At 65.9% G+C, this 18,534-nt stretch carries 18 protein-coding genes; 14 read left to right on the forward strand and 4 right to left on the reverse strand.

The genetic code is table 11. The features are described 5' to 3' along the window. The first annotated feature begins 364 nt into the window (after window positions 1–364). From ACWZHB_RS00250 to ACWZHB_RS00265, 4 genes are all read left to right on the forward strand, one after another. The gene (locus tag ACWZHB_RS00250; RefSeq protein ID WP_427909042.1) at window positions 365–1,405 is read left to right on the forward strand and encodes an ATP-grasp domain-containing protein; all 1,041 of its coding nucleotides are present in this window, start codon (window positions 365–367) and stop codon (window positions 1,403–1,405) included. A 38-nt stretch (window positions 1,406–1,443) separates the two neighbouring features. Beyond that, entirely contained in the window at window positions 1,444–3,450 is a 2,007-nt protein-coding gene (locus ACWZHB_RS00255; protein ID WP_427905914.1) for a hypothetical protein, read from the forward strand. A gap of 82 nt (window positions 3,451–3,532) precedes the next feature. Further along, complete coding sequence (locus ACWZHB_RS00260) at window positions 3,533–4,108, forward strand: TerD family protein (protein WP_427905915.1); 576 nt, start codon at window positions 3,533–3,535, stop codon at window positions 4,106–4,108. 136 nt (window positions 4,109–4,244) lie between these two features. After that, window positions 4,245–4,628 carry a nuclear transport factor 2 family protein gene (locus tag ACWZHB_RS00265; protein WP_427905916.1) on the forward strand — a complete coding sequence of 128 codons (384 nt, stop codon included), beginning with the start codon at window positions 4,245–4,247 and terminating at the stop codon, window positions 4,626–4,628. Window positions 4,629–4,697: 69 nt separating this feature from the next. Here ACWZHB_RS00265 and ACWZHB_RS00270 read toward each other — a convergent pair whose 3' ends face one another. Then, on the reverse strand, window positions 4,698–5,099 hold the full coding sequence (locus tag ACWZHB_RS00270; RefSeq protein ID WP_427905917.1) for a DUF7144 family membrane protein: 402 nt from the start codon (window positions 5,097–5,099) through the stop codon (window positions 4,698–4,700). 182 nt (window positions 5,100–5,281) lie between these two features. Between ACWZHB_RS00270 and ACWZHB_RS00275 the strand changes: the two genes are divergently transcribed. From ACWZHB_RS00275 to ACWZHB_RS00290, 4 genes are all read left to right on the forward strand, one after another. Beyond that, window positions 5,282–5,659 carry an SHOCT domain-containing protein gene (locus tag ACWZHB_RS00275; RefSeq protein WP_427905918.1) on the forward strand — a complete coding sequence of 126 codons (378 nt, stop codon included), beginning with the start codon at window positions 5,282–5,284 and terminating at the stop codon, window positions 5,657–5,659. 55 nt (window positions 5,660–5,714) lie between these two features. After that, on the forward strand, window positions 5,715–7,613 hold the full coding sequence (locus ACWZHB_RS00280) for an alkyl/aryl-sulfatase (protein ID WP_427905919.1): 1,899 nt from the start codon (window positions 5,715–5,717) through the stop codon (window positions 7,611–7,613). Window positions 7,614–7,829: 216 nt separating this feature from the next. After that, a complete protein-coding gene (locus ACWZHB_RS00285) occupies window positions 7,830–9,461 on the forward strand; it encodes a SulP family inorganic anion transporter (protein ID WP_427905920.1) in 1,632 nt (543 codons plus the stop codon). A gap of 12 nt (window positions 9,462–9,473) precedes the next feature. Next, complete coding sequence (locus tag ACWZHB_RS00290; RefSeq protein WP_427909043.1) at window positions 9,474–10,439, forward strand: DUF389 domain-containing protein; 966 nt, start codon at window positions 9,474–9,476, stop codon at window positions 10,437–10,439. Between the two features lie 50 nt (window positions 10,440–10,489). Here ACWZHB_RS00290 and ACWZHB_RS00295 read toward each other — a convergent pair whose 3' ends face one another. Both ACWZHB_RS00295 and ACWZHB_RS00300 read right to left on the reverse strand, forming a co-directional pair. Next, window positions 10,490–10,813: an SHOCT domain-containing protein gene (locus tag ACWZHB_RS00295; RefSeq protein ID WP_427905921.1), complete on the reverse strand. Its 324-nt coding sequence runs from the start codon at window positions 10,811–10,813 to the stop codon at window positions 10,490–10,492. 13 nt (window positions 10,814–10,826) lie between these two features. Beyond that, window positions 10,827–11,249, reverse strand: a complete 423-nt coding sequence (locus tag ACWZHB_RS00300; protein WP_427905922.1) for a DUF6325 family protein — start codon at window positions 11,247–11,249, stop codon at window positions 10,827–10,829. Window positions 11,250–11,368: 119 nt separating this feature from the next. Between ACWZHB_RS00300 and ACWZHB_RS00305 the strand changes: the two genes are divergently transcribed. The 3 genes from ACWZHB_RS00305 to ACWZHB_RS00315 are packed head-to-tail and all read left to right on the forward strand — an operon-like array spanning window position 11,369 to window position 14,375. After that, window positions 11,369–12,025: a GAP family protein gene (locus ACWZHB_RS00305; RefSeq protein ID WP_427905923.1), complete on the forward strand. Its 657-nt coding sequence runs from the start codon at window positions 11,369–11,371 to the stop codon at window positions 12,023–12,025. Window positions 12,026–12,037: 12 nt separating this feature from the next. Beyond that, complete coding sequence (locus tag ACWZHB_RS00310; protein ID WP_427905924.1) at window positions 12,038–13,720, forward strand: SulP family inorganic anion transporter; 1,683 nt, start codon at window positions 12,038–12,040, stop codon at window positions 13,718–13,720. A 28-nt stretch (window positions 13,721–13,748) separates the two neighbouring features. After that, the gene (locus ACWZHB_RS00315; protein WP_427905925.1) at window positions 13,749–14,375 is read left to right on the forward strand and encodes a DUF4203 domain-containing protein; all 627 of its coding nucleotides are present in this window, start codon (window positions 13,749–13,751) and stop codon (window positions 14,373–14,375) included. 41 nt (window positions 14,376–14,416) lie between these two features. On the opposite strand, the gene ACWZHB_RS00320 is transcribed toward ACWZHB_RS00315, so the two are convergent. Then, window positions 14,417–15,439 carry an AraC family transcriptional regulator gene (locus tag ACWZHB_RS00320; protein WP_427905926.1) on the reverse strand — a complete coding sequence of 341 codons (1,023 nt, stop codon included), beginning with the start codon at window positions 15,437–15,439 and terminating at the stop codon, window positions 14,417–14,419. A 109-nt stretch (window positions 15,440–15,548) separates the two neighbouring features. Here ACWZHB_RS00320 and ACWZHB_RS00325 point away from each other — a divergent pair, with 109 nt between their 5' ends. From ACWZHB_RS00325 to ACWZHB_RS00335, 3 genes are read left to right on the forward strand one after another with little or no spacing between them, the layout of a single operon-like run. Continuing rightward, the gene (locus ACWZHB_RS00325) at window positions 15,549–16,520 is read left to right on the forward strand and encodes a quinone oxidoreductase family protein (protein WP_427905927.1); all 972 of its coding nucleotides are present in this window, start codon (window positions 15,549–15,551) and stop codon (window positions 16,518–16,520) included. 21 nt (window positions 16,521–16,541) lie between these two features. Next, the gene (locus ACWZHB_RS00330; protein WP_266298080.1) at window positions 16,542–17,408 is read left to right on the forward strand and encodes a TauD/TfdA dioxygenase family protein; all 867 of its coding nucleotides are present in this window, start codon (window positions 16,542–16,544) and stop codon (window positions 17,406–17,408) included. A 45-nt stretch (window positions 17,409–17,453) separates the two neighbouring features. Further along, window positions 17,454–18,506 carry a BKACE family enzyme gene (locus tag ACWZHB_RS00335; protein ID WP_427905928.1) on the forward strand — a complete coding sequence of 351 codons (1,053 nt, stop codon included), beginning with the start codon at window positions 17,454–17,456 and terminating at the stop codon, window positions 18,504–18,506. Window positions 18,507–18,534: the final 28 nt, after the last annotated feature.

Consider the following 18,534-nt stretch of genomic DNA (forward strand, 5'->3'; position numbering starts at 1 on the left):
GGTGCCGGGCGCGCCCGCGGGCACTGGCCGGGTCCGCGGTCACAGCTTCGTCATGGTTGACCGTGCGGACGCCGGGTATCCCATGGAAATGGCAGCCCTGCCGGGATTCTTTCCGGGTCCCGGAGCCCGGGCTGTGGAGTTCGAGAAGGGATTGGGTTTGTCGATCTCAGCTGACGAATCGAAAAGTCGAAATCCGAACAAAGGTTATGTAGCCCTACTCGGCTGGAGTTTGAACGCAGTCGAGGCGATTGATCGCTTTGATCGTCGCTATATCGTGGTCGCGCCCGAATGGGCGCAAGATTATTGCACCGAGCACAATATTCCTTTCGTACCCTGGGACTTCGAGCGGCTCAACGACCGTTCGATGGAGATCGCGGAGACCCTGAAGGCGAGGGGGGTCGACGTCGCCATTCCGATCTTCGAGGAAACGGTGGAATGGGCGGGTGCGATCAACTCCGTGCTGCTCGACAACCCCCGCCTGCTCGGCCAGTCCATGCTCCTGCGTGACAAATCGCTGATGAAGCGGCGCGCGCAGCTCGGCGGTATCCGGGTCGGCATTTTCGAAGAGGCGCACGAACGCGACGACGTGATCCGCTTCCTCAAGCGCGTCAATCAAACCCTGCTCAAACTCGACGGTGATCCCAACGATCCGATTCACCTCAAGGCGTTCGACAAGGCGGGCTGCCTCGGTCACCGGATCATCCGGACCCCCGACGAGGTCGACACGATCCCCGACGACGAGTTCCCGATGCTGATGGAATCGCACCTGGACGGCTGGGAGTTCGCGGTCGAGGCCTGGGTCCACGACGGCCGCATCTGCTTTCTGAACATCTCGGAGTACGTGACGCTGGGATATTCGGTGTTCGTGCCCGCGACCCCGGAGCTGGAGAAGTACCGGCCCGAGATCACGCGGCAGGTCGAAAAGCTGATCAAGACCTTCGACATCGAGTTCGGGTTCATTCATCCCGAGTACTTCGTCACCAGCGACGGGGAAATGTATTTCGGCGAGGTCGCCTACCGGCCGCCGGGTTTCAAGGTGTTCGAGTTACTGGAACGCACGTACGGTTTCAACGCCTACCACGCGCTGGTCTTGGCCTTCGATCCGAAAACCACCGCCGAGGAGATCGACTCGTTCTTCCCGAAGGAGGTGGTGGACGCCACCGGCCACGCGGGGTGCTTCGGTGTGTATCCGCGGCGGCGGGTGGTGAGTCGACTGTCGGTGCCGCCCGAGACCGAGGACCACGACTATTTCGACTCGCACGAGCTCACCGCGCCGCAGGCCGAAAAGGTGACCAAGAGGACCGCATTCGGCAATCACTGGGGCCTGCTCTATTTCTTCGGTGAGGACCCGTACACTCTGCGGGATCTGTTGAAGCGACAAGAAGAGCTCGACTTCTATATTTGATCCGTTGCGAAGGCAACGGTGCGCGAAGGGATCGGCGATTGAGTCCAGACGGCCACGACCCGGCGAGCTTGGACCGGCGTCTCGCCGCGGTGGACCACGCCACTCAGTCCCTCGCCGCCGCGGGCGAATTCGGCAAGCTCGTCAAACTGCCCAGGGTCATGGACACCCTGCGGCGGGTGCTGTTGCTGCCCGGTGGGTGCGCCGCGGTGCGAGCCCGCGCCGAAAAGCTGGAGACCGCGGGCCTGTTCCTCGGCACGGACTGGACGCAGCCGCAGATCCTCATTCCGGCGCTGAGCTCCGGCTCGTTGCGCAGCCCCAATGCCGACACCATGGTGCTGGAGGCGGTGAGTGATCTGCGGTTGCTCGCGGTCGCCAAGGGGGATTATCAGCATGCGCTGATTTCGGCCGAACAGGCCAATGATCATCTGTCGCAGGTACTCGCGGTGAATCTGTCGCTGCTGTTCTCCCCGCCCACCGAGGCCGAACGGGAACAGCAGGGCCGGATGGCGCAGGTCTCGCGGGAGCTGCTGCACTACCTCGTCGCCGAGGTGGGGTACGAGAAGGTACTCGAGAACCTGGTCGACGAGATCTGGCGCATCCTGCGGCAGCGGCCGATCCAGGTCGACGGGGTCAAGCGGATGATCACCCAGATCGCCGTCGCGCGTGCCAATCCCGATGTGGACCTCGGTGCCAGTGGTCTCGGTGCCGACCGGCTGATCAGCAGCCTCTACGGCACCACCGAGGGGTGCCGGGAGGACCCGGGCGTCGAGATCTACCGCACGCGGCTGGAATCGATGGACGACAGCGCATTGCAGTACGAGGCAACAGGATTCGCGCGATCCATGCACGACACCGGGTTGGTCTCGCCGTATCACGCTGTGCTGCTGCGCTTTCTGCTCACCAAGGGTGCGTACCTGCTCGGTGAGGCGATGGGATTGTCGAGCACCGGTCGCGACAGCCTGCTCTGCTATCACGAACTGGTGCACAGCCTCATCGAGCAGGCTGTCCACGTCGAAACGGCGCAGTGCATCTACGGTCTCACCCTCCTGCTGGAGCGCGGCATCCTCTATCAGCCGCCGGTCGCGCCCGCGTTGTGGCGCCAACTGGCACTGCGGCTTTCGACCCGTTCCTGTCAGCGGCTGACCCAGGTGTTCGGGCCCGCGCCGGAACCGCGGTCGTGGTTGTTGTCCGGGATGCTGTCGGTGCTTGGCCTGCCGCTGGGAATCGGACAGGGCGACAACCCCACCTGCCAATCAGCGCGGGCACTGTCGATGTGGGCCTACAACGACCCCGATTATCTGCTGCAGACCCTGGTCTGGGCCGCGCGCGACGACGAGATCGTCATGCACTTCGAAGGGCAGCCGATTTCCTCGCGTGAGACCGATGACGCGGAATCGGCCGCGCTGCAATTGGATCTGGACCCGGTGTCGCTGCTGGTGGTTCCGCACCTGGACCGGATCTACGCGGAGATGGGGCGGCGCTGTGTTGGCCGCGACGGCGATCCACACCGCTGGATCAACCCGGAGTTCCACGGCTGGTGGTCCGGACGTGGCTTCCGGATCAATGTCGACGTGGCCACCGGCCACCTGACCGACGTCGACGAATTCCTGCGCCACTTCTACGCCGGCTACCACCCCTTCTACAACGGCAACCAGCCCGTGATCCACCCGCAGCCCGCCGGTATCGCCGTCACCGACAGCGCGGCCCGCTTCGTCGGCTGGCACGCGATCACGGTCCTGCGGGTCAGTCTCGATCCGCAGGATGTGATGCGGGTGTATTTCTACAACCCGAACAACGACAGCGGCCAGGACTGGGGCGACGGGGTGGTGGTCGGAACCGCCGGGCACGGTGAGCGTTTCGGCGAAGCGTCGCTGCCCTTCGAACAATTCGCCTCGCGCCTCTACATCTTCCATTTCGACCCGCTCGAGCCGGGTGAACTGGCCGCCGTCGAGCGCGCGGAACTGGACCGGGTGATCGGTTACCTGCACCGGAGTTGGGGTGCCGACCGGATGCCCGTGGAATCGGGTGCGGCCGAACAGGATTGATCACAGCAAACGTTCAGAGTCGAGAGTTAGGGTGGGGGCGACGGTGCGCTGTGCGCCGCGATGAGGTACGGGAGTTCTCGATATGGGTGTCAGCTTGTCCAAGGGCGGCAATGTCTCACTGACCAAGGCGGCGCCGAATCTCACCGCCGTCGCGGTCGGCCTCGGCTGGGATCTGCGGACCACCACCGGCACGGACTTCGACCTCGATGCCAGCGCCATCGGCCTCGGTGCCGACAAGAAGGTGGTGTCGAGCGGGCACTTCGTCTTCTTCAACAACCTGAAGTCGCCGGAAGGCGCGATCGAGCACGCGGGTGACAACACCACCGGGGCGGGCGACGGCGACGACGAGACGATCAACGTCGACCTGGCCAACACCCCGGCGACCATCGACTCCATCGTGTTCCCGGTCTCGATCTACGACGCGGCCGCCCGCAGCCAGTCCTTCGGCCAGGTGCGCAACGCCTACATCCGCGTGCTCGACCGCAGCAACGGTGAGGAACTGGCTCGCTACGACCTCTCCGAGGACGCGTCCACCGAAACCGCCATGGTCTTCGGCGAGCTCTACCGCAACGGTGCCGAGTGGAAGTTCCGTGCCACCGGCCAGGGCTACGCCTCCGGCCTGGAGGGCATCGCCCGCGATTTCGGCGTCAGCCTCTGATCCGATAGTGCGGGTCGGCTGCGAAATTTCTCGATGCCGGAGGCGATTTCGCAGCTGACCCCGCAGCTCCCGCCACACCGGGACTGTCGTTCCATTCGTCCAAGACCGGGCGGAATATCGGTCCTAGCGTTGGACCATGACAACAACACACACGGCTGATGACCAGCTGCTGGCCGTACTCGACGAGTGGCAGGTGGCGATCGTCGCCAACGACGCGGACCGGATCGGCTCCTACATGGCCGACGAGTGGATCATGGTGTCGGAGAACGGCATCACCACGGCCGAGCGGTTCCTTGCCTTCGTCCGATCGGGCGATCTCACACACTCGGCGATGCGGCGAGTCGGCGAGCCGAGGATCCGCTACCACGGCGAGCTCGCCCTGCTGACTACCCGGATCACCAATACTGCCCATTACCAAGGCACCCGGTTCGATGCCGACGAGTGGACAACCGACGTGTTCGTCGAGGAAGACGGTCGGTGGCGGTGCCTGCTGACCCAGATCACCGCCACCAAGACGTAGCGAACCCGGGTCGACTGCCGATCGCGAGAATCGCGGGGCCGGGTGCCGTTGCGGGCGGGGCCCCACAGCTCAGACGCGGGTGGGGTTCCAGGCCGAAATCGCCCAGATGACGATGAGGTCGATGACGATGAGGATCACCGACCACCACGGGTAATACGGCAGCGACAGGAAATTGGCGACGATCGACAGCGAGGCCAAGCAGTAGGCGAAGATTCGGGCCCAGGTCGCGGTCGCGATCATCCCGACGCCGACGGCGACCAGCAGGATGCCGAGCGCGATGTGGATCCAGCCCCAGGTGCTGACGTCGAACTGGTAGCTGTATTCGCTCGGTATCAGGAATATTTCGTCCTTGGTGACGCCTGCGATGCCGCGCAGGATGCTCAGTGCGCCTGCCACCAGGAGCATGGTCGCCGCGAGCATGGTGATGCCGGCCGCGAGACCTTGGCGGACGGGATGCGAGGTGGTGGTCATGATGTCGACGGTAGGGCCGTCGGTGCTGTGCCGTATCCCCCGTTACGGGTGAATTCGAGTGTCAGCTCGGCCGGATTCACCCGATTCGGATGATGTGTGCGGCCGGGGTTCTCCGCGACGATGGCGGGGCACAACCGTGGCCACCGGCCGGTGCTCACGCATCACAGAAGTGAGGTCGAATCATGTCGTCGGTGTGGGACGTTCTCTGGGTCATCATCGTGAGCTTCTGCTTTGTCGCCTACCTGATGTTGATGTTCTACATTCTCACCGATCTATTCCGTGACCGGTCCACCTCGGGCTGGGTGAAAGCGGTGTGGGTGGTGTGTTTGATCCTGTTCCCGCTGATCACCGGGCTGGTGTACCTGATCTTCCGCGGCGAGAGCATGACCGAACGGTCCGAGCAAGCGCAGAAGCAGGCACGCACCGAGACGGACAACTACATCAGACAGGCCGCAGGCACCAATTCCGCCGCCCAGATCGCCGACGGGAAGAAGCTGCTCGACGCCGGCGCCATCACCGAGGCGGAATTCCAGCAGCTCAAGGCCAAGGCGCTCGCCTGAAACCCGCGATTCACTGCGCAATTCGGCGTCGTTCACAGACAGTGAAAGGAATCTGATGACCAGTCAGCAGGGTGTCTCGGCCAGTATCGAAGCCAACAACGAAACGTTGTTGCGCACGCTACCGTTCGGCGACACACAGGATTTCACCGATGCCGAACGCGGCTTCGTCGCGGCGCTGACACCGGGGGTGGTGAAGAACGCCGCGGGCGAGGTGGTGTGGGACATCGACGCCTATACCTCTTTCCTCGACGGCGAGTGCCCGCCCACGGTGAATCCGAGTTTGTGGCGCCAATCGCAATTGTGTGCGAAGCAAGGCTTGTACGAGGTCGCCGACGGCATCTACCAGATCCGCGGATTCGACCTGTCCAATATGACGCTGGTCGAAGGCGACACCGGTGTGATCGTGATCGATCCGCTGATCTCGCAGGAGACCGCCGCGGCTGGGCTGGCGCTGTATCGTGAGCATCGTGGTGAGCGCCCGGTGACCGGGGTGATCTATTCGCACTCCCACATCGACCATTTCGGTGGGGTGAAGGGTGTGACCACCGAAGAGGATGTCGCGGCGGGGCGTTGCCAGATCATCGCGCCGGTCGGTTTCACCGAGCACGCGGTCGAGGAGAACGTGTACGCGGGCACCGCGATGGCGCGCCGGTCGGCGTACATGTACGGCGCCGTGCTTCCGCGTGGGCCGAAGGGCGCGGTCGGTGCAGGCCTGGGACCGACGAATTCGACCGGAACCCCGACTTTGATCTCACCGACGGTCTACATCGACCACACCGGGCAGACCGTGACAGTCGACGGGGTCGATATCGAGTTCCAGATGACCCCGGGTACCGAGGCGCCGTCGGAGATGAACTTCTACTTCCCGGCCCGGCGGGCGCTGTGCATGGCCGAGAACGCCACCCACACCTTGCACAACCTGCTGACATTGCGTGGTGCGCTGGTTCGCGACCCGCACGTGTGGTCGAAATACCTCACGCAGGCGATCAACCGATATGCCGCGCGCACCGATGTCGTGTTCGCTTCCCACCACTGGCCGACGTGGGGAACCGACCGGTTGACCGAGTTCCTGTCGATTCAGCGCGACCTCTACGGCTACCTGCACGACCAGACGTTGCGGGCATTGAACCAGGGCGCTACCGGTATCGAGATCGCCGAGGATTTCCCACTGCCACCGGCCATCGTGAACTCGTGGTCGACCCACGGCTATTACGGGTCGGTGAGCCACAACATCAAAGCGATCTACCAGCGGTACATGGGCTGGTTCGACGGTAACCCCGCCACGTTGTGGCAGCATCCGCCGGTCGCGAGCGCCCGACGCCATGTCGAATTCATGGGCGGGGCCGACGAAGTCATCGCCAAGGCGCGAAAGTCCTACGCCGACGGCGATTTCCGCTGGGTCGCCCAGGTGCTCAACTACGTCATCTTCGCCGACCCCGGCAATGCCGAGGCGAAGGCGTTGCAGGCGGACACGCTCGAGCAACTCGGCTACGGCTCGGAGAACGGCACCTGGCGCAACTTCTTCCTGATGGGCGCCTACGAACTGCGCAACGGCAATGTCGGTACCCCGCTGGCGACTTCCTCCGACGACATTTCCGCCGCGCTCTCCGTGGAGCAGGTGTTCGATGCGCTCGCGCTGCGGGTCGACGGCCCGAGCGCCTGGGACGCGAAGATCGTCATCGACTGGCGTCTCACCGATTCCGGCACTGTGCACCGCACCGAACTACGCAACGGGCTGCTCGTGCACTTCGATGTCGAGGGCGACCTCCCGCCCGCCGAGACGACGTTCGGTCTCACCGAAGTGGACCTGCGCGCGGCTCTTCTCGGCGGACAGGATCTGGGGAAGATGATCGGCGACGGCCGCGTCACGGTCGAGGGCGACCCCGCCAAGCTGGTCGAACTCGTCGGCTATCTGGTCGCCCCCGACCCGGATTTCGCCATGGTCACGCCGTGAACAACCTCCCGCCGACCGCGCCAGGGTACCGGCGCGATCGGCGGGAGTCGCCAGTCGCCCGGTCGGCAGCCGAAGGAGATGTGATGGGTGCGACGCCGACGGCCCACAACGCCACGGTGACCGAGGCCGTGCGCCGTGGCGGTGTGATGCCCACGGCGAGGCCGCGCTGTGGCTGAGGTCGTGCGCCGGGTTCGGCAGTGGCTGCGGACCGAGCGAATGTCGAAAGCCGATGTCGTCGCGGGGATTCCGGGTGCGATCGGTGGGGTGCCGGACGGGATGGCGGCGGGCGTGCTCGCGGGGGTGAGCCCGGTGCACGGGCTGTACGCGAGTATGGCCGGGCGATTCTTCGGCGGGTTCGGCACGAGCACGCAGCTGATGGTGGTCACCACGACGAGCGCGTCCGCGTTGGCGGTCGGTTCGACGCTGACCGAAGTCGACCCCGAACAGCGGTCGGCCGCCATTGTCATGCTGACGTTGATCGCGGGCGCGATGATGATCGTCGCCGCGATCTTGCGGTTGGGCAAGTACACCCGGTTCGTTTCGCATTCGGTGATGACCGGGTTCCTGCTCGGCATCTCGGCCAACATCCTGTTCGGCCAGCTGCCGAGTCTGCTCGGCGCGCCGGTGCGGGGGTCGATCGCACTGACGAAAGCCCTGCATGTGGTGCTGCATCCGCTCGACTTCGATTGGCGCGCAGCGGTTGTCGGCGTTCTGGCGATGCTGCTGATCATCTCGCTCGCGTACACGAAGTTGCGCACGGTCGCCTCGCTGTTCGCGTTGATCGTGCCGATGATCGTGGTGTTCGGCTTCGGCTGGACCCAGGTCGGTACGGTCGCCGACACCGGCGAGATTCCGACCGGGTTTCCGCTGCCGCACCTGCCGGAGTTGAGTGCGCTGTCGCCGTCGCTGGTCACCGGGGCGCTGGCGGTGACCGTCATCGTGCTGGTGCAGGGCACCGGGGTGGCCGAGTCGTCGCCGAACCCGGGTGGCACGCGGTCCTCGGTCGATCGCGATTTCACCGCGCAAGGCATCGGCAATATCTTCGCCGGGCTGTTCCGTGGGATGCCGGTGGGTGGATCGGTCGGGCAGACAGCGATCAACGTCTCCTCCGGGGCGCGCAGCCGCTGGGGCGGGATGTGGTCGGGTCTGTGGATTCTGGTGATCATGGTCGGGCTGGCCGGGGTGGTCGGCCGGGTGCCGCTGCCGACACTCGCCGCGATTCTGATGGTCGCCGCCGCCCGGTCGATCGATCCCGATCGCCTGATCGCCATCTGGAGCAGTGGTGCGATTTCGCGGACCGCGCTGGTGGTGACCTTTGTCGCCACGCTGCTGTTGCCGGTGACGGCGGCGGTCGGCGTCGGTGTCGCGCTATCGCTGCTGCTGCAACTGAACCAGGAGGCCATCGACTTGAAGGTGGTCCGGTTGCGGGTCGACGGCGACCACCTCGTCGAGGCGAAGGCGCCGCGCACGGTGTCCGACAACGAGATCGTCGTCCTCGATGTCTACGGCAGCCTGTTCTACGCGGGCGCGCGCACGCTGCAAACCAAGCTGCCCGACCCCGGCGGCGCACACGACTCGGTGGTCATTCTGCGATTGCGCGGGCGCACGAGCGTGAGCGCGACCTTCCTGCACGTGATCGGCGACTACGCGCGGCGGCTGGACGCACTCGGCGGGCGCCTCTACCTCAGCGGTATCGACCCACGAATCCGCGACGTCTGGACCGACGATCTGCTGTACGCGCAAGGCGTCCGCATCGAATTCTTCCCGGCGACAAGCACGCTCGGCGAGTCGACACTGGCCGCCTATGCCGATGCCGAGGTTCGGATCCACCGAGACCGGAGGTCATGACCCATGCCTGCCATGCTGAGTTTTCTGGTCCCGCAGGACCAGCGACGATCGTTGGACGAGCTGACCGACAAACTGGATCTGTCGGTGGGCGCGGTCGCGTCGAAGCGGTCGGCGTTCTGGATCATGCTGGTGATGTCGGCGGTGATCGCGATCTCCGGCGTCATCGGTGATTCCACCGCGACCGTGATCGGCGCGATGATCGTGGCGCCGCTGTCGATTCCGATTCTCGGAGTGGCGTTGGGGGTGGTGACCGGTCGTGCGCGGCTGCTCGGCCGGAGTCTGTTGCTGGTCTTGTCGGGGATCGTCGTGGTGGTCGCGCTCGGGTTCCTTTTCGCGCAGTTGCTGCCCAACCCCGTCAATGTCTTGTCCAATGCCCAAGTGGTCGGGCGGACTTCGCCGAAGCTGATGGATCTGACCGCGGCGATGGCGACCGGCCTGGTCGCGGCGATCGCGATCACCCGCCGTGATGTCGGCGATGTGCTGCCGGGGGTGGCGATCGCGATTTCGCTGGTGCCGCCGCTGGGGGTGGTCGGGGTGTGCTTGGGTTCGCGGGCGCCCGCGCTCGCCGGGGGCGCTTTCGTGCTCTTCGCGTCCAATGTGGTCGCGATGATCATCACGTCGACGATCGTGCTGCTCATCGCGGGGTACGCGGGCGATGCCGATCCGGCGACGGTTCGGCGGGGCCGGGCCTACCTCGCGCTCGGTGCGGCCCTGGTGCTGGTGGCGATCCCGATGGTGCTCAATTCGCTGTCCACGTTGTGGGCCGGGCAGATCGCCGATGCGGCCAGGGACTGGCTGGGGGACTCGGCGGACGCGCAGGTCATCGACGTCACTCTGCAAGGTGACATCGCGACGGTCTCGGTGCTCGCTCCCCAGCAGTTGCCACCGCGGGCGCAGTTGCAGCAGAAGGTGAACGATCTCGTTCCGTGGGACCCGAAGGTGGTCATCATCCACACGGTCGGTGGTCGCGTGCAGTAGACACACGAAGACGCCCAGGCAGTGTTGCCAGGGCGTCTTCGGTGGGCCGTTCAGCTGAGCAGTTTGGCCTTCGCGGCCGCGAATTCGGCGTCCGACAGCGCGCCGGAGGAGTGCAACTCGGCCAGCTGGCCGAGCTGGGCGACGGTGTCGTTGCCTGCGCTCGGGGCCGCGGGCGGCGGTGGCGGGGGAGCCTGCTGCGGTGGCGGGGGAGCCGGAGCCTGTTGCTGGGCGTAGGCCTGTTGTTCGGCGGCTCGCCGCGCTCCCCGCCGGTTCACCGCATTCGAGGTCGCAGTGGCGGTACCTGCGACAACGGCGGTCCTGGCCACGGCGCCGAGCAGTCCCGGCCGCCCGATGCGACCCCTTCGAAGTGGCATAGCCGATTCCTTCCTAGATGAGGGCGAGCGCGGCGTCGACGGCATCGCGCGGTACCTGCACGTGCAGCGCGACCTCGCCGTCGGCCGCGCGCACCGCGCCGGCCAGGCGAACCGCCCACGTTTCCTCGAAAACGATGACGACAGCGGTCGTTCCGGGTTCCATCGACGCGCGGACGACGTCGAGGTCGTCGTCGCTGACGAGGTCGATGTCGGCAGCCGTCAGGCCGGTGAGACCCACCACGGCGATGTCGTCGTCGATCTCGCGTTCGGTGATGGTGCCCGCCGCGTCCATGGACAGCACGAGCAGATCGAGCAGCGTGACCGTGCCCTTCGCGACGACCTCGGCCAGCGCCGCCGAGACGGATGTGTCGATGTCGGTGCCGGGAAAGGTGAGCACAAGGAATTCGACCGGTCCGAGCGTTGCTGGTGATCCCATACGCCGAATCATGCCGCTGATCAGGCCTCGGCTGCTTCACCCGATTCGGATGAAAACACCGGTGCAGTTCACCCGGAAAGTGTGAGGCGGGCCGTGCACGGCCCGTTTAGCGTCGTGGCATGGGCTCAGTACTCGGCGGTCTCCTGCCACTCGCGGTCGGTGTGGCGCTGTCGCCGATCCCGATCATCGCGGCGATTCTGATGATCTTGTCGAAGAACGCGGGCGGTGCCGCGAAGGGTTTCGCCGTGGGTTGGGTGGCCGGAATCCTCGTCGTGACCGGCGTGCTGACCTTGCTCGCCGGGACGTTGGGCGGCACGGACAGCGAACCGTCGACGGGCGCCTCGATCGTGAAGATCATTCTCGGTGTCGCGCTGGTGGTCTTGGCGGTGATCCAGTGGCAGGAACGGTCACAGACCGAGGTGCCCGGCTGGATGCAGGCGATCGACACACTCACGCCGGTGAAGGCGCTGGGTTTGGGCGCGCTGCTGTCGGGGGTGAATCCGAAGAATCTGCTGCTGTGTGTTTCGGCGGGTGTCGCGATCGGGTCCGGCGGATTGAGCGCGGGGGGCGAGCTGGTCGCGATCGTGGTGTTCACCCTGCTCGCTTCGGCCACGGTCCTTGCGGTGGTCATCGGCTACATGGTCGCCGCGGGCAAACTCGGTCCGATGCTCGACAGCCTGCGGGAGTGGTTGCAGCTCAACAATCACGCGGTGATGGCGATCGTGCTGCTGATCATGGGTGCGGTGGTGGTCGGCAAGGGCATCGGCGGGCTGTAACGAGGAGGGATCGTGGCGCTGTCATTTCCGGTGTTCGAGTCACTGCACGGCTATCGGCGGGCTTGGCTGCGTCCCGATGTGATCGCCGGTCTCACCGTGTGGGCGGTGCTGGTGCCCGAGGCGCTGGCCTACGCCTCGATCGCCGGGGTGCCGCCGGTCGTCGGTCTGTACGCGGCCGTGCCGTCGCTGGTGCTCTACGCGCTGGCGGGCAGTTCGCGGCACCTGGTGGTCGGCCCGATGTCGGCGACAGCGGCACTGTCGGCGGCGATCATCGCGCCGCTCGCGGGTGCCGACGGCGGCCGCTATCTCGCGCTGACGAGCGCACTCGCCATCGCGACCGGCATCGTCGGGCTGCTGGCGGGGCTCCTGCGGCTCGGCTTCATCGCCGCGTTCATCTCCGAACCTGTGCTCAAGGGCTTCATCGTCGGCCTCGCCCTGGTCATCATCATCGGGCAGGTGCCGAAGTTGCTCGGCATCGACAAACACGAAGGCAACTTCTTCGAGCAGGCGTGGGGGATCATCACCGATCTGGGACAGACGCAGTGGCGGACTGTGACGATCGGCCTGATCAGCCTCGCGCTGGTGCTCGTGCTGCGCCGCTGGCTGCCGTTCGTTCCCGGCGCGTTGGTGGCCGTGCTGTTCGGCATCGTCGCCGTGGCCATTTTCGGACTCGACGACAAGGGTGTCGCGATCGTCGGTCACATCGATGCCGGGTTGCCCGCGCTCGGGCTGCCGTCGGGCGTGACGTTCGACGACTATCTCGACCTGCTCGGTCCGGCTGTCGGCGTACTACTGATCGGCTTCGCCGAGGGTCTCGGCGCCGCGAAAACCTATGCGGCCAAGGCGGGATACCCGATCGACCCGAATCGGGAGCTGATCGGACTCGGAGTCGCCAATCTCGGCTCGGGAGCGAGTTCGGGGATGGTGGTGAACGGCAGCTTGTCCAAGACGGCCGTCAACGGTGGTGCCGGGGCGAAGACCCAGCTCAGCGGGCTCGTGGTGGCCGGGCTCACGCTCATCACCCTGCTGTTTCTGACCGGGCTGTTCGAGAAACTGCCGGATGCCACCTTGGCGGCGGTCGTGATCGCGGCCGTCGTCGAGCTGGTCGATATCGCCGCGATGCGCCGCTTCTACCGGGTCTGGACCACCATGCTCGGCAGCATCTACGGCAAGGCCGCGCGCGCCGACTTCCTCGGCGCGATGGCCGCGATGTTCGGTGTGCTGATCTTCGACACGCTGCCGGGTCTGCTCATCGGCATCGGGGTGGCGATGGTGCTGCTGGTGTACCGGGCCTCGCAACCGCATGTGGCCGTGCTCGGCAAGCACGAGACGCTGTGGGTCGACCTCCACCGGCACCCGGACGCGACGACGCGCCCCGATCTGCTGGTGGTCCGGGTCGAGGCCGGATTGTTCTTCGCCAACTCCGATTTCGTGAAGGACCGGATCGAAGCACTGTGCACCGACCGGACCCGAATGGTCGTCCTCGATGCCGAGACCTCGCCCTCGATCGACGTGACCGCCGCGGCGATGCTGCTCGCCTTGCGTGACACGCTGGCCGCCCGGCGGATCGGGTTCGCGATCGCGCGACCGATCGCCCAGTTCGGTGACGCGCTCGGCTCGGCCGAGCACGGCGACGTCCCGATCCCCATCTATCCCACCGTCGCCGCCGCGACCGCCGCACTGTCCGGGTCGTGATCACGCCCGCCTGCCGAAAGGAACACAGATGAACGGCATTCTGGTCGCCCTCGTCGGAGCGCTGTTGTGCTTCTACGGGATTCGCTCGGTCAACCTCGGTCTGCTCGCGATCGGGTTCGGCCTCGGCTGGCTGATCGCCGACCTGTTCAACGCGAGTTTCTGGTGGCTGCTGTTGGTCGGGCTGATCGGCGCGGTCTCGGTCTGGGTCGTCACCTCGCTCGTATTCCGCTTCGCCGCCTATTTCATCGGCGGTCTCACCGGCGTGATGATCGGCACCAAGCTGGCGACGGTGTTGCAGCCCGGCGACAAGAACGTGGCGTTGAGCATGATCGTCGCCGGCGCGCTGGGTGTGGCCGGGGCGTTCCTGGCGCAGAAGTTCCGGGCCCGCGCACTGCTGTGGTTGACCTCGATCGGCGGCGCCAGCATGATCTGCAGCGGTGTCGCGCGATTCAGTGACTCGCTGTCGTTTCTGCGCTACCCCGAATCGGGCTGGCAGCAGGTCACCTCGACCCTGGTCTGGGTCGGTCTTTCGGTGCTCGGCTGGATCACCCAGCGCCACCTGTTCGCCGAGAAGCTCGGCATCGAGCACCTGGCGGTCGGTGACGACGACGAGCCGGACATGCGCGAGCGCAACGGCGGCTGGCCAGCGAGCTGAGCCGACCGGCCGTGGTGACGCCATCGGCCGGTCGAACCCGATCAGTGCGCGGTGCCGCCGGTGGCCGGAGCGCGACCGTGTCGCCATTGCCGTGGGCTGACACCGTATTTGGCACTGAACCACCGCGAGAAATTGCTCACCGAGGAGAACCCGAGCAGATCACCCACTTCGGTGAGGGAGTGGCGGCGGTTGGCGACCATCCGCTCGGCCGCCGCACCGCGGATATCGTCGACCACCGAGGTGAACGTCGTGCCGTCCAGCGCGAGCTTGCGGTGCACCGTGCGCCGGTCGACCCCGAGGCTGCGCGCCACCTGTTCGACAGTGCACCGGCCCGTCGGCAACAGCAGTTCGACGAGTTCGCGGACCCGGTCGGCGACCGTGGTCTCCTGCGATGGCGCCAGCGCGCCGAGCAGTTGCTGCGCGTAGGCGTGCAGGAGCGGGTCGGCCATCGCGTTCTTCGCGTCGAGATCGCTGCTGTAGGTGAGGATTCCGTCGAAATCCTGACCGAACTCGACGTGCGGGCCGAACATCTTGAGGTAGGTGGTGCGGTCGTGCGGCGCGGGGTGGGAGAAGCACACCTGCATCGGCCGCCAGGTGGGTCCGACGAATCCGCGGAGCAAGCCGTGCAGCACCCCGGTGGTGAGTTCGACGGCCTGCCGGACGGGGACCACGCGGCCGACGGCCACGCTGACCCGAATGGTCGCCATGCCGTTGGCCTCGATGACCTCGGTGTGCAGCGCCTCGTTGTACATGTGCTCGTGGCGCGACAGCAGCCGCAGCGCGCTGCGCACGTCCGATTCCTCGCGGATGACCAGGCTCAACGGGCCGAGGTTGGAGAACCGCCGCAGCTGCGCCAATCGCACACCGAAGTCCTCCTTGCCGGATTCGGCCGCGGAGCGTTCCAGTAGTTCGGCGACGGCTTCGGCCGGAATCCAGCGGTCCTGGGTGCCGAAACCGGCCGGATCGAGTCCGCAGTCACGGATCAGCCGGGCCGGCTCGAGGCCCAGTGATCTGGCCAGTTCGACGTAGTCGTTCAGCGACGCGTACCTGGACAACGGTTTCATCCAGCCCCTCCTCCAATGTCCCGAGATGAATAGTTTCTTGTCCCGTGAGGACAAGAACAGTCGTGTGACCCAGCCTACAGTTAGCTGCATCACACAGGAGGAGATGGCAGTGGCACACGCAATTCGATTCGCTGAAACCGGTGGTCCCGACGTTATGCGGTGGGAGTCGACCGAGGTCGGCGAGCCGGGCCCGGGCGAGGTCCGGATCCGGCACGAGGCGGTAGGGCTCAACTTCGCCGACACCTATTTCCGCACCGGCCTGTATCCGTCAGCGTTGCCGGCGGGCCTCGGCGTGGAGGGGGCAGGCGTCATCGAAGCCGTCGGCCCCGGTGTCGACTTCGCGGCCGGTGACCGCGTCACCTACACCGGCAGCCCGCTCGGCGCGTACAGCACCGAACGGATCATGCCCGCCGAGCACCTGATCGCCCTGCCCGATGCTATCGCGTTCGATACCGCCGCGGCGACCACCATGCGCGGACTCACCACCGCCTACCTGCTGCGCCGCATCACTACGCTGCGCGCGGGCGATACCGTCCTGCTGCACGCCGCGGCGGGCGGGGTCGGCCAGCTGTTCACCCAGTGGGCGAAACTGCTCGGCGTCAGTGTGATCGGCACCGTCTCCAGCGAGGAGAAGGCAGCGGTCGCCCGCGCCAACGGCTGCGATCACGTGGTGATCTACACCCGCGAGGACGTCGCCACCCGGGTGCGCGAAATCACCGATGGCGCAGGCGTTCCCGTGGTCTACGACAGCATCGGCAAGACCACCTACCAGTCCTCGATCGACTCCCTCGCCCGGCGCGGCCTGCTCGTGTGCTTCGGCACCGCCTCGGGTCCGGTGCCGCCGATCGAGCCGATGCAACTGGCAATGAAGGGTTCGCTGTTCGTTACCCGGTCCGCGCTCGCGGACTACATCGCCGATCCGGCCGAACGCGCCGAACTGGCAGGCGAACTGCACGACCATCTCATCGCCGGTCGCCTGCGGGTCGAGATCAACCAGCGCTACGAACTCCCGAACGCCGTGCGGGCGCACCGCGACCTCGAAGCGGGCCGCAGCGTCGGTGCGTCGGTCTTCACGATCTGACGCGTGGAAAGGAACAAGACAATGACTGTTCGAACCGCGATCCAAGCGGTGCCGCTGACCGCGACCATCGGCGCGGAACTGCACGGCGTGAACCTCGCCGAGGCCGCCGTCGACGACGCACTCTTCGCCGAACTGCGCACCCTGCTGCTGCGCCACAAGGTGCTCTTCGTCCGCGATCAGGACATCACCCGTGCCGAACATGTCGCTCTCGCTGAACGTTTCGGCCCGCTCGAAGATCATCCGGCCCTCGGCAGCGATCCAGATCACCCCGGTCTGGTGCGCATCTACAAGGATCTCGACAGCGCGCCCGAGCACTACGAGAACGCCTACCACTGCGATGCCACCTGGCGAGTCAATCCGCCGATGGGCGCTGTGCTGCGCTGCGTGGAGACACCGCCCGTCGGCGGCGACACCATCTGGGTGAACATGGTCGAGGCATACAAGCGGCTGCCGCAGTCGGTGAAATCGCAGATCGCGCATCTGCGGGCCCGGCACAGTATCGAGGCGAGTTTCGGCGCCGCGCTCACCGAGGAGAAGCGACTCGACCTGCACGAACGTTTCCCCGACGCCGAACATCCAGTGGTGCGTATTCACCCGGATACCGGCGAGGACATTCTGTTCGTCAATTCCTTCACGACGCATCTGGTCAACTACCACACGCCGGAGAACATCCGATTCGGCGCCGATTACGCGCCGGGAGCGAGCGAACTGCTCAATTACCTGATGCGCCAGGCGAGTATCCCCGAATACCAGGTGCGCTGGCGCTGGACCGAGAACAGCTTCGCGATCTGGGACAACCGGTGCACCCAGCACTACGCGGTCCAGGACTACTGGCCTGCCGTCCGAAAGATGGAGCGCGCCGGGATCATCGGCGACCGTCCCTTCTGACATTCCCTTTTTCGATAACCCCGCAATTCCGATCGGAGTACCCCCATGCATTTTCACGACGACGCACTATTCCCCGAAAACCAGGAAAAGCTGGTCATCACCGTCGCACCGTACGGCCCGGAATGGGAACTCGACGACTTCCGCGACGACCTGCCGCTGACCATGGACGAGCACGTCCAAGCAGCTGTCGATTGCTACGAAGCCGGCGCCACCGTGCTGCATATCCACGTGCGTGAACTCGACGGCAAGGGCTCCAAGCGCCTGTCGAAGTTCAACGAGCTGCTCGGCCGCCTGCGCGAGGCCGTGCCGGACATGATCCTGCAGGTCGGCGGCTCCATCTCGTTCTCGCCCGAAGGTGAAGGCGCCGACGCGAAATGGCTCGCCGACGACGCCCGGCACATGCTGGCCGAGCTCGATCCCAAGCCGGATCAGGTCACCATCGCGATCAATACCAGTCAGATGAACATCGTCGAACTGATGACCGAGGACGACATCGCGGGCACCTCCTTCGAGCGGCCCGAGGTGTACGAGGCGTACCGCGAGATGTACGTTCCGGCGGGCCCGACCTGGGTTGCCGAACACCTGAAGCGTCTGCAGGCCAACGGTATTCAGCCGCACTTCCAGCTGTCGAGCATCCCGCAGCTCGAGACCGTCGAGCGACTGATCCGGCGCGGCGTCTACACCGGCCCGCTCATGCTCACCTGGGTCGGCATCGGCGGCGGCTTCGACGGTCCCAACCCCTACAACATGATGGAGTTCATCCGCCGCACCCCCGACGGCGCCGTGCTCACCCTGGAGACGCTGATGCGCAGCGTGCTGCCGGTGAACACGATGGCCATCGCGATGGGTCTGCACGCGCGCTGCGGCAACGAGGACACCCTCTGGGGCCGCAAGGGCGAGAAGATGACCTCGGTCCAGCAGGTTCAGCAACTGGTCCGGATCGCGGGCGAGCTCGGTCGTGAGGTCGCCACCGGCAAGGAAGCGCGCGAGATCTACAAGCTCGACGAGCACTACGCCGACGCCGACGAGACGCTCGCCAAGCTCGGGTTCGCCCCGAACCGTCAGCCGGGCCAGGTCGGGTTCACCCACCACGCCTGATCCTCCTGGGGATCACCGTCCCCTTCTC

The organism is Nocardia sp. FBN12, from assembly GCF_054031145.1.

Bases quoted from the DNA above. Each gene is read 5' to 3' on its own strand.
- ACWZHB_RS00275 (WP_427905918.1), top strand. From the start codon at position 5,282: ATGTCGTCGGTGTGGGACGTTCTCTGGGTCATCATCGTGAGCTTCTGC.
- ACWZHB_RS00250 (WP_427909042.1), top strand. From the start codon at position 365: ATGGAGATCGCGGAGACCCTGAAGGCGAGGGGGGTCGACGTCGCCATT.
- ACWZHB_RS00285 (WP_427905920.1), top strand. From the start codon at position 7,830: ATGTCGAAAGCCGATGTCGTCGCGGGGATTCCGGGTGCGATCGGTGGG.
- ACWZHB_RS00290 (WP_427909043.1), top strand. From the start codon at position 9,474: ATGCTGAGTTTTCTGGTCCCGCAGGACCAGCGACGATCGTTGGACGAG.
- ACWZHB_RS00270 (WP_427905917.1), bottom strand. From the start codon at position 5,099: ATGACCACCACCTCGCATCCCGTCCGCCAAGGTCTCGCGGCCGGCATC.
- ACWZHB_RS00300 (WP_427905922.1), bottom strand. From the start codon at position 11,249: ATGGGATCACCAGCAACGCTCGGACCGGTCGAATTCCTTGTGCTCACC.
- ACWZHB_RS00260 (WP_427905915.1), top strand. From the start codon at position 3,533: ATGGGTGTCAGCTTGTCCAAGGGCGGCAATGTCTCACTGACCAAGGCG.
- ACWZHB_RS00305 (WP_427905923.1), top strand. From the start codon at position 11,369: ATGGGCTCAGTACTCGGCGGTCTCCTGCCACTCGCGGTCGGTGTGGCG.
- ACWZHB_RS00295 (WP_427905921.1), bottom strand. From the start codon at position 10,813: ATGCCACTTCGAAGGGGTCGCATCGGGCGGCCGGGACTGCTCGGCGCC.
- ACWZHB_RS00315 (WP_427905925.1), top strand. From the start codon at position 13,749: ATGAACGGCATTCTGGTCGCCCTCGTCGGAGCGCTGTTGTGCTTCTAC.
- ACWZHB_RS00265 (WP_427905916.1), top strand. From the start codon at position 4,245: ATGACAACAACACACACGGCTGATGACCAGCTGCTGGCCGTACTCGAC.
- ACWZHB_RS00330 (WP_266298080.1), top strand. From the start codon at position 16,542: ATGACTGTTCGAACCGCGATCCAAGCGGTGCCGCTGACCGCGACCATC.
- ACWZHB_RS00335 (WP_427905928.1), top strand. From the start codon at position 17,454: ATGCATTTTCACGACGACGCACTATTCCCCGAAAACCAGGAAAAGCTG.
- ACWZHB_RS00280 (WP_427905919.1), top strand. From the start codon at position 5,715: ATGACCAGTCAGCAGGGTGTCTCGGCCAGTATCGAAGCCAACAACGAA.
- ACWZHB_RS00320 (WP_427905926.1), bottom strand. From the start codon at position 15,439: ATGAAACCGTTGTCCAGGTACGCGTCGCTGAACGACTACGTCGAACTG.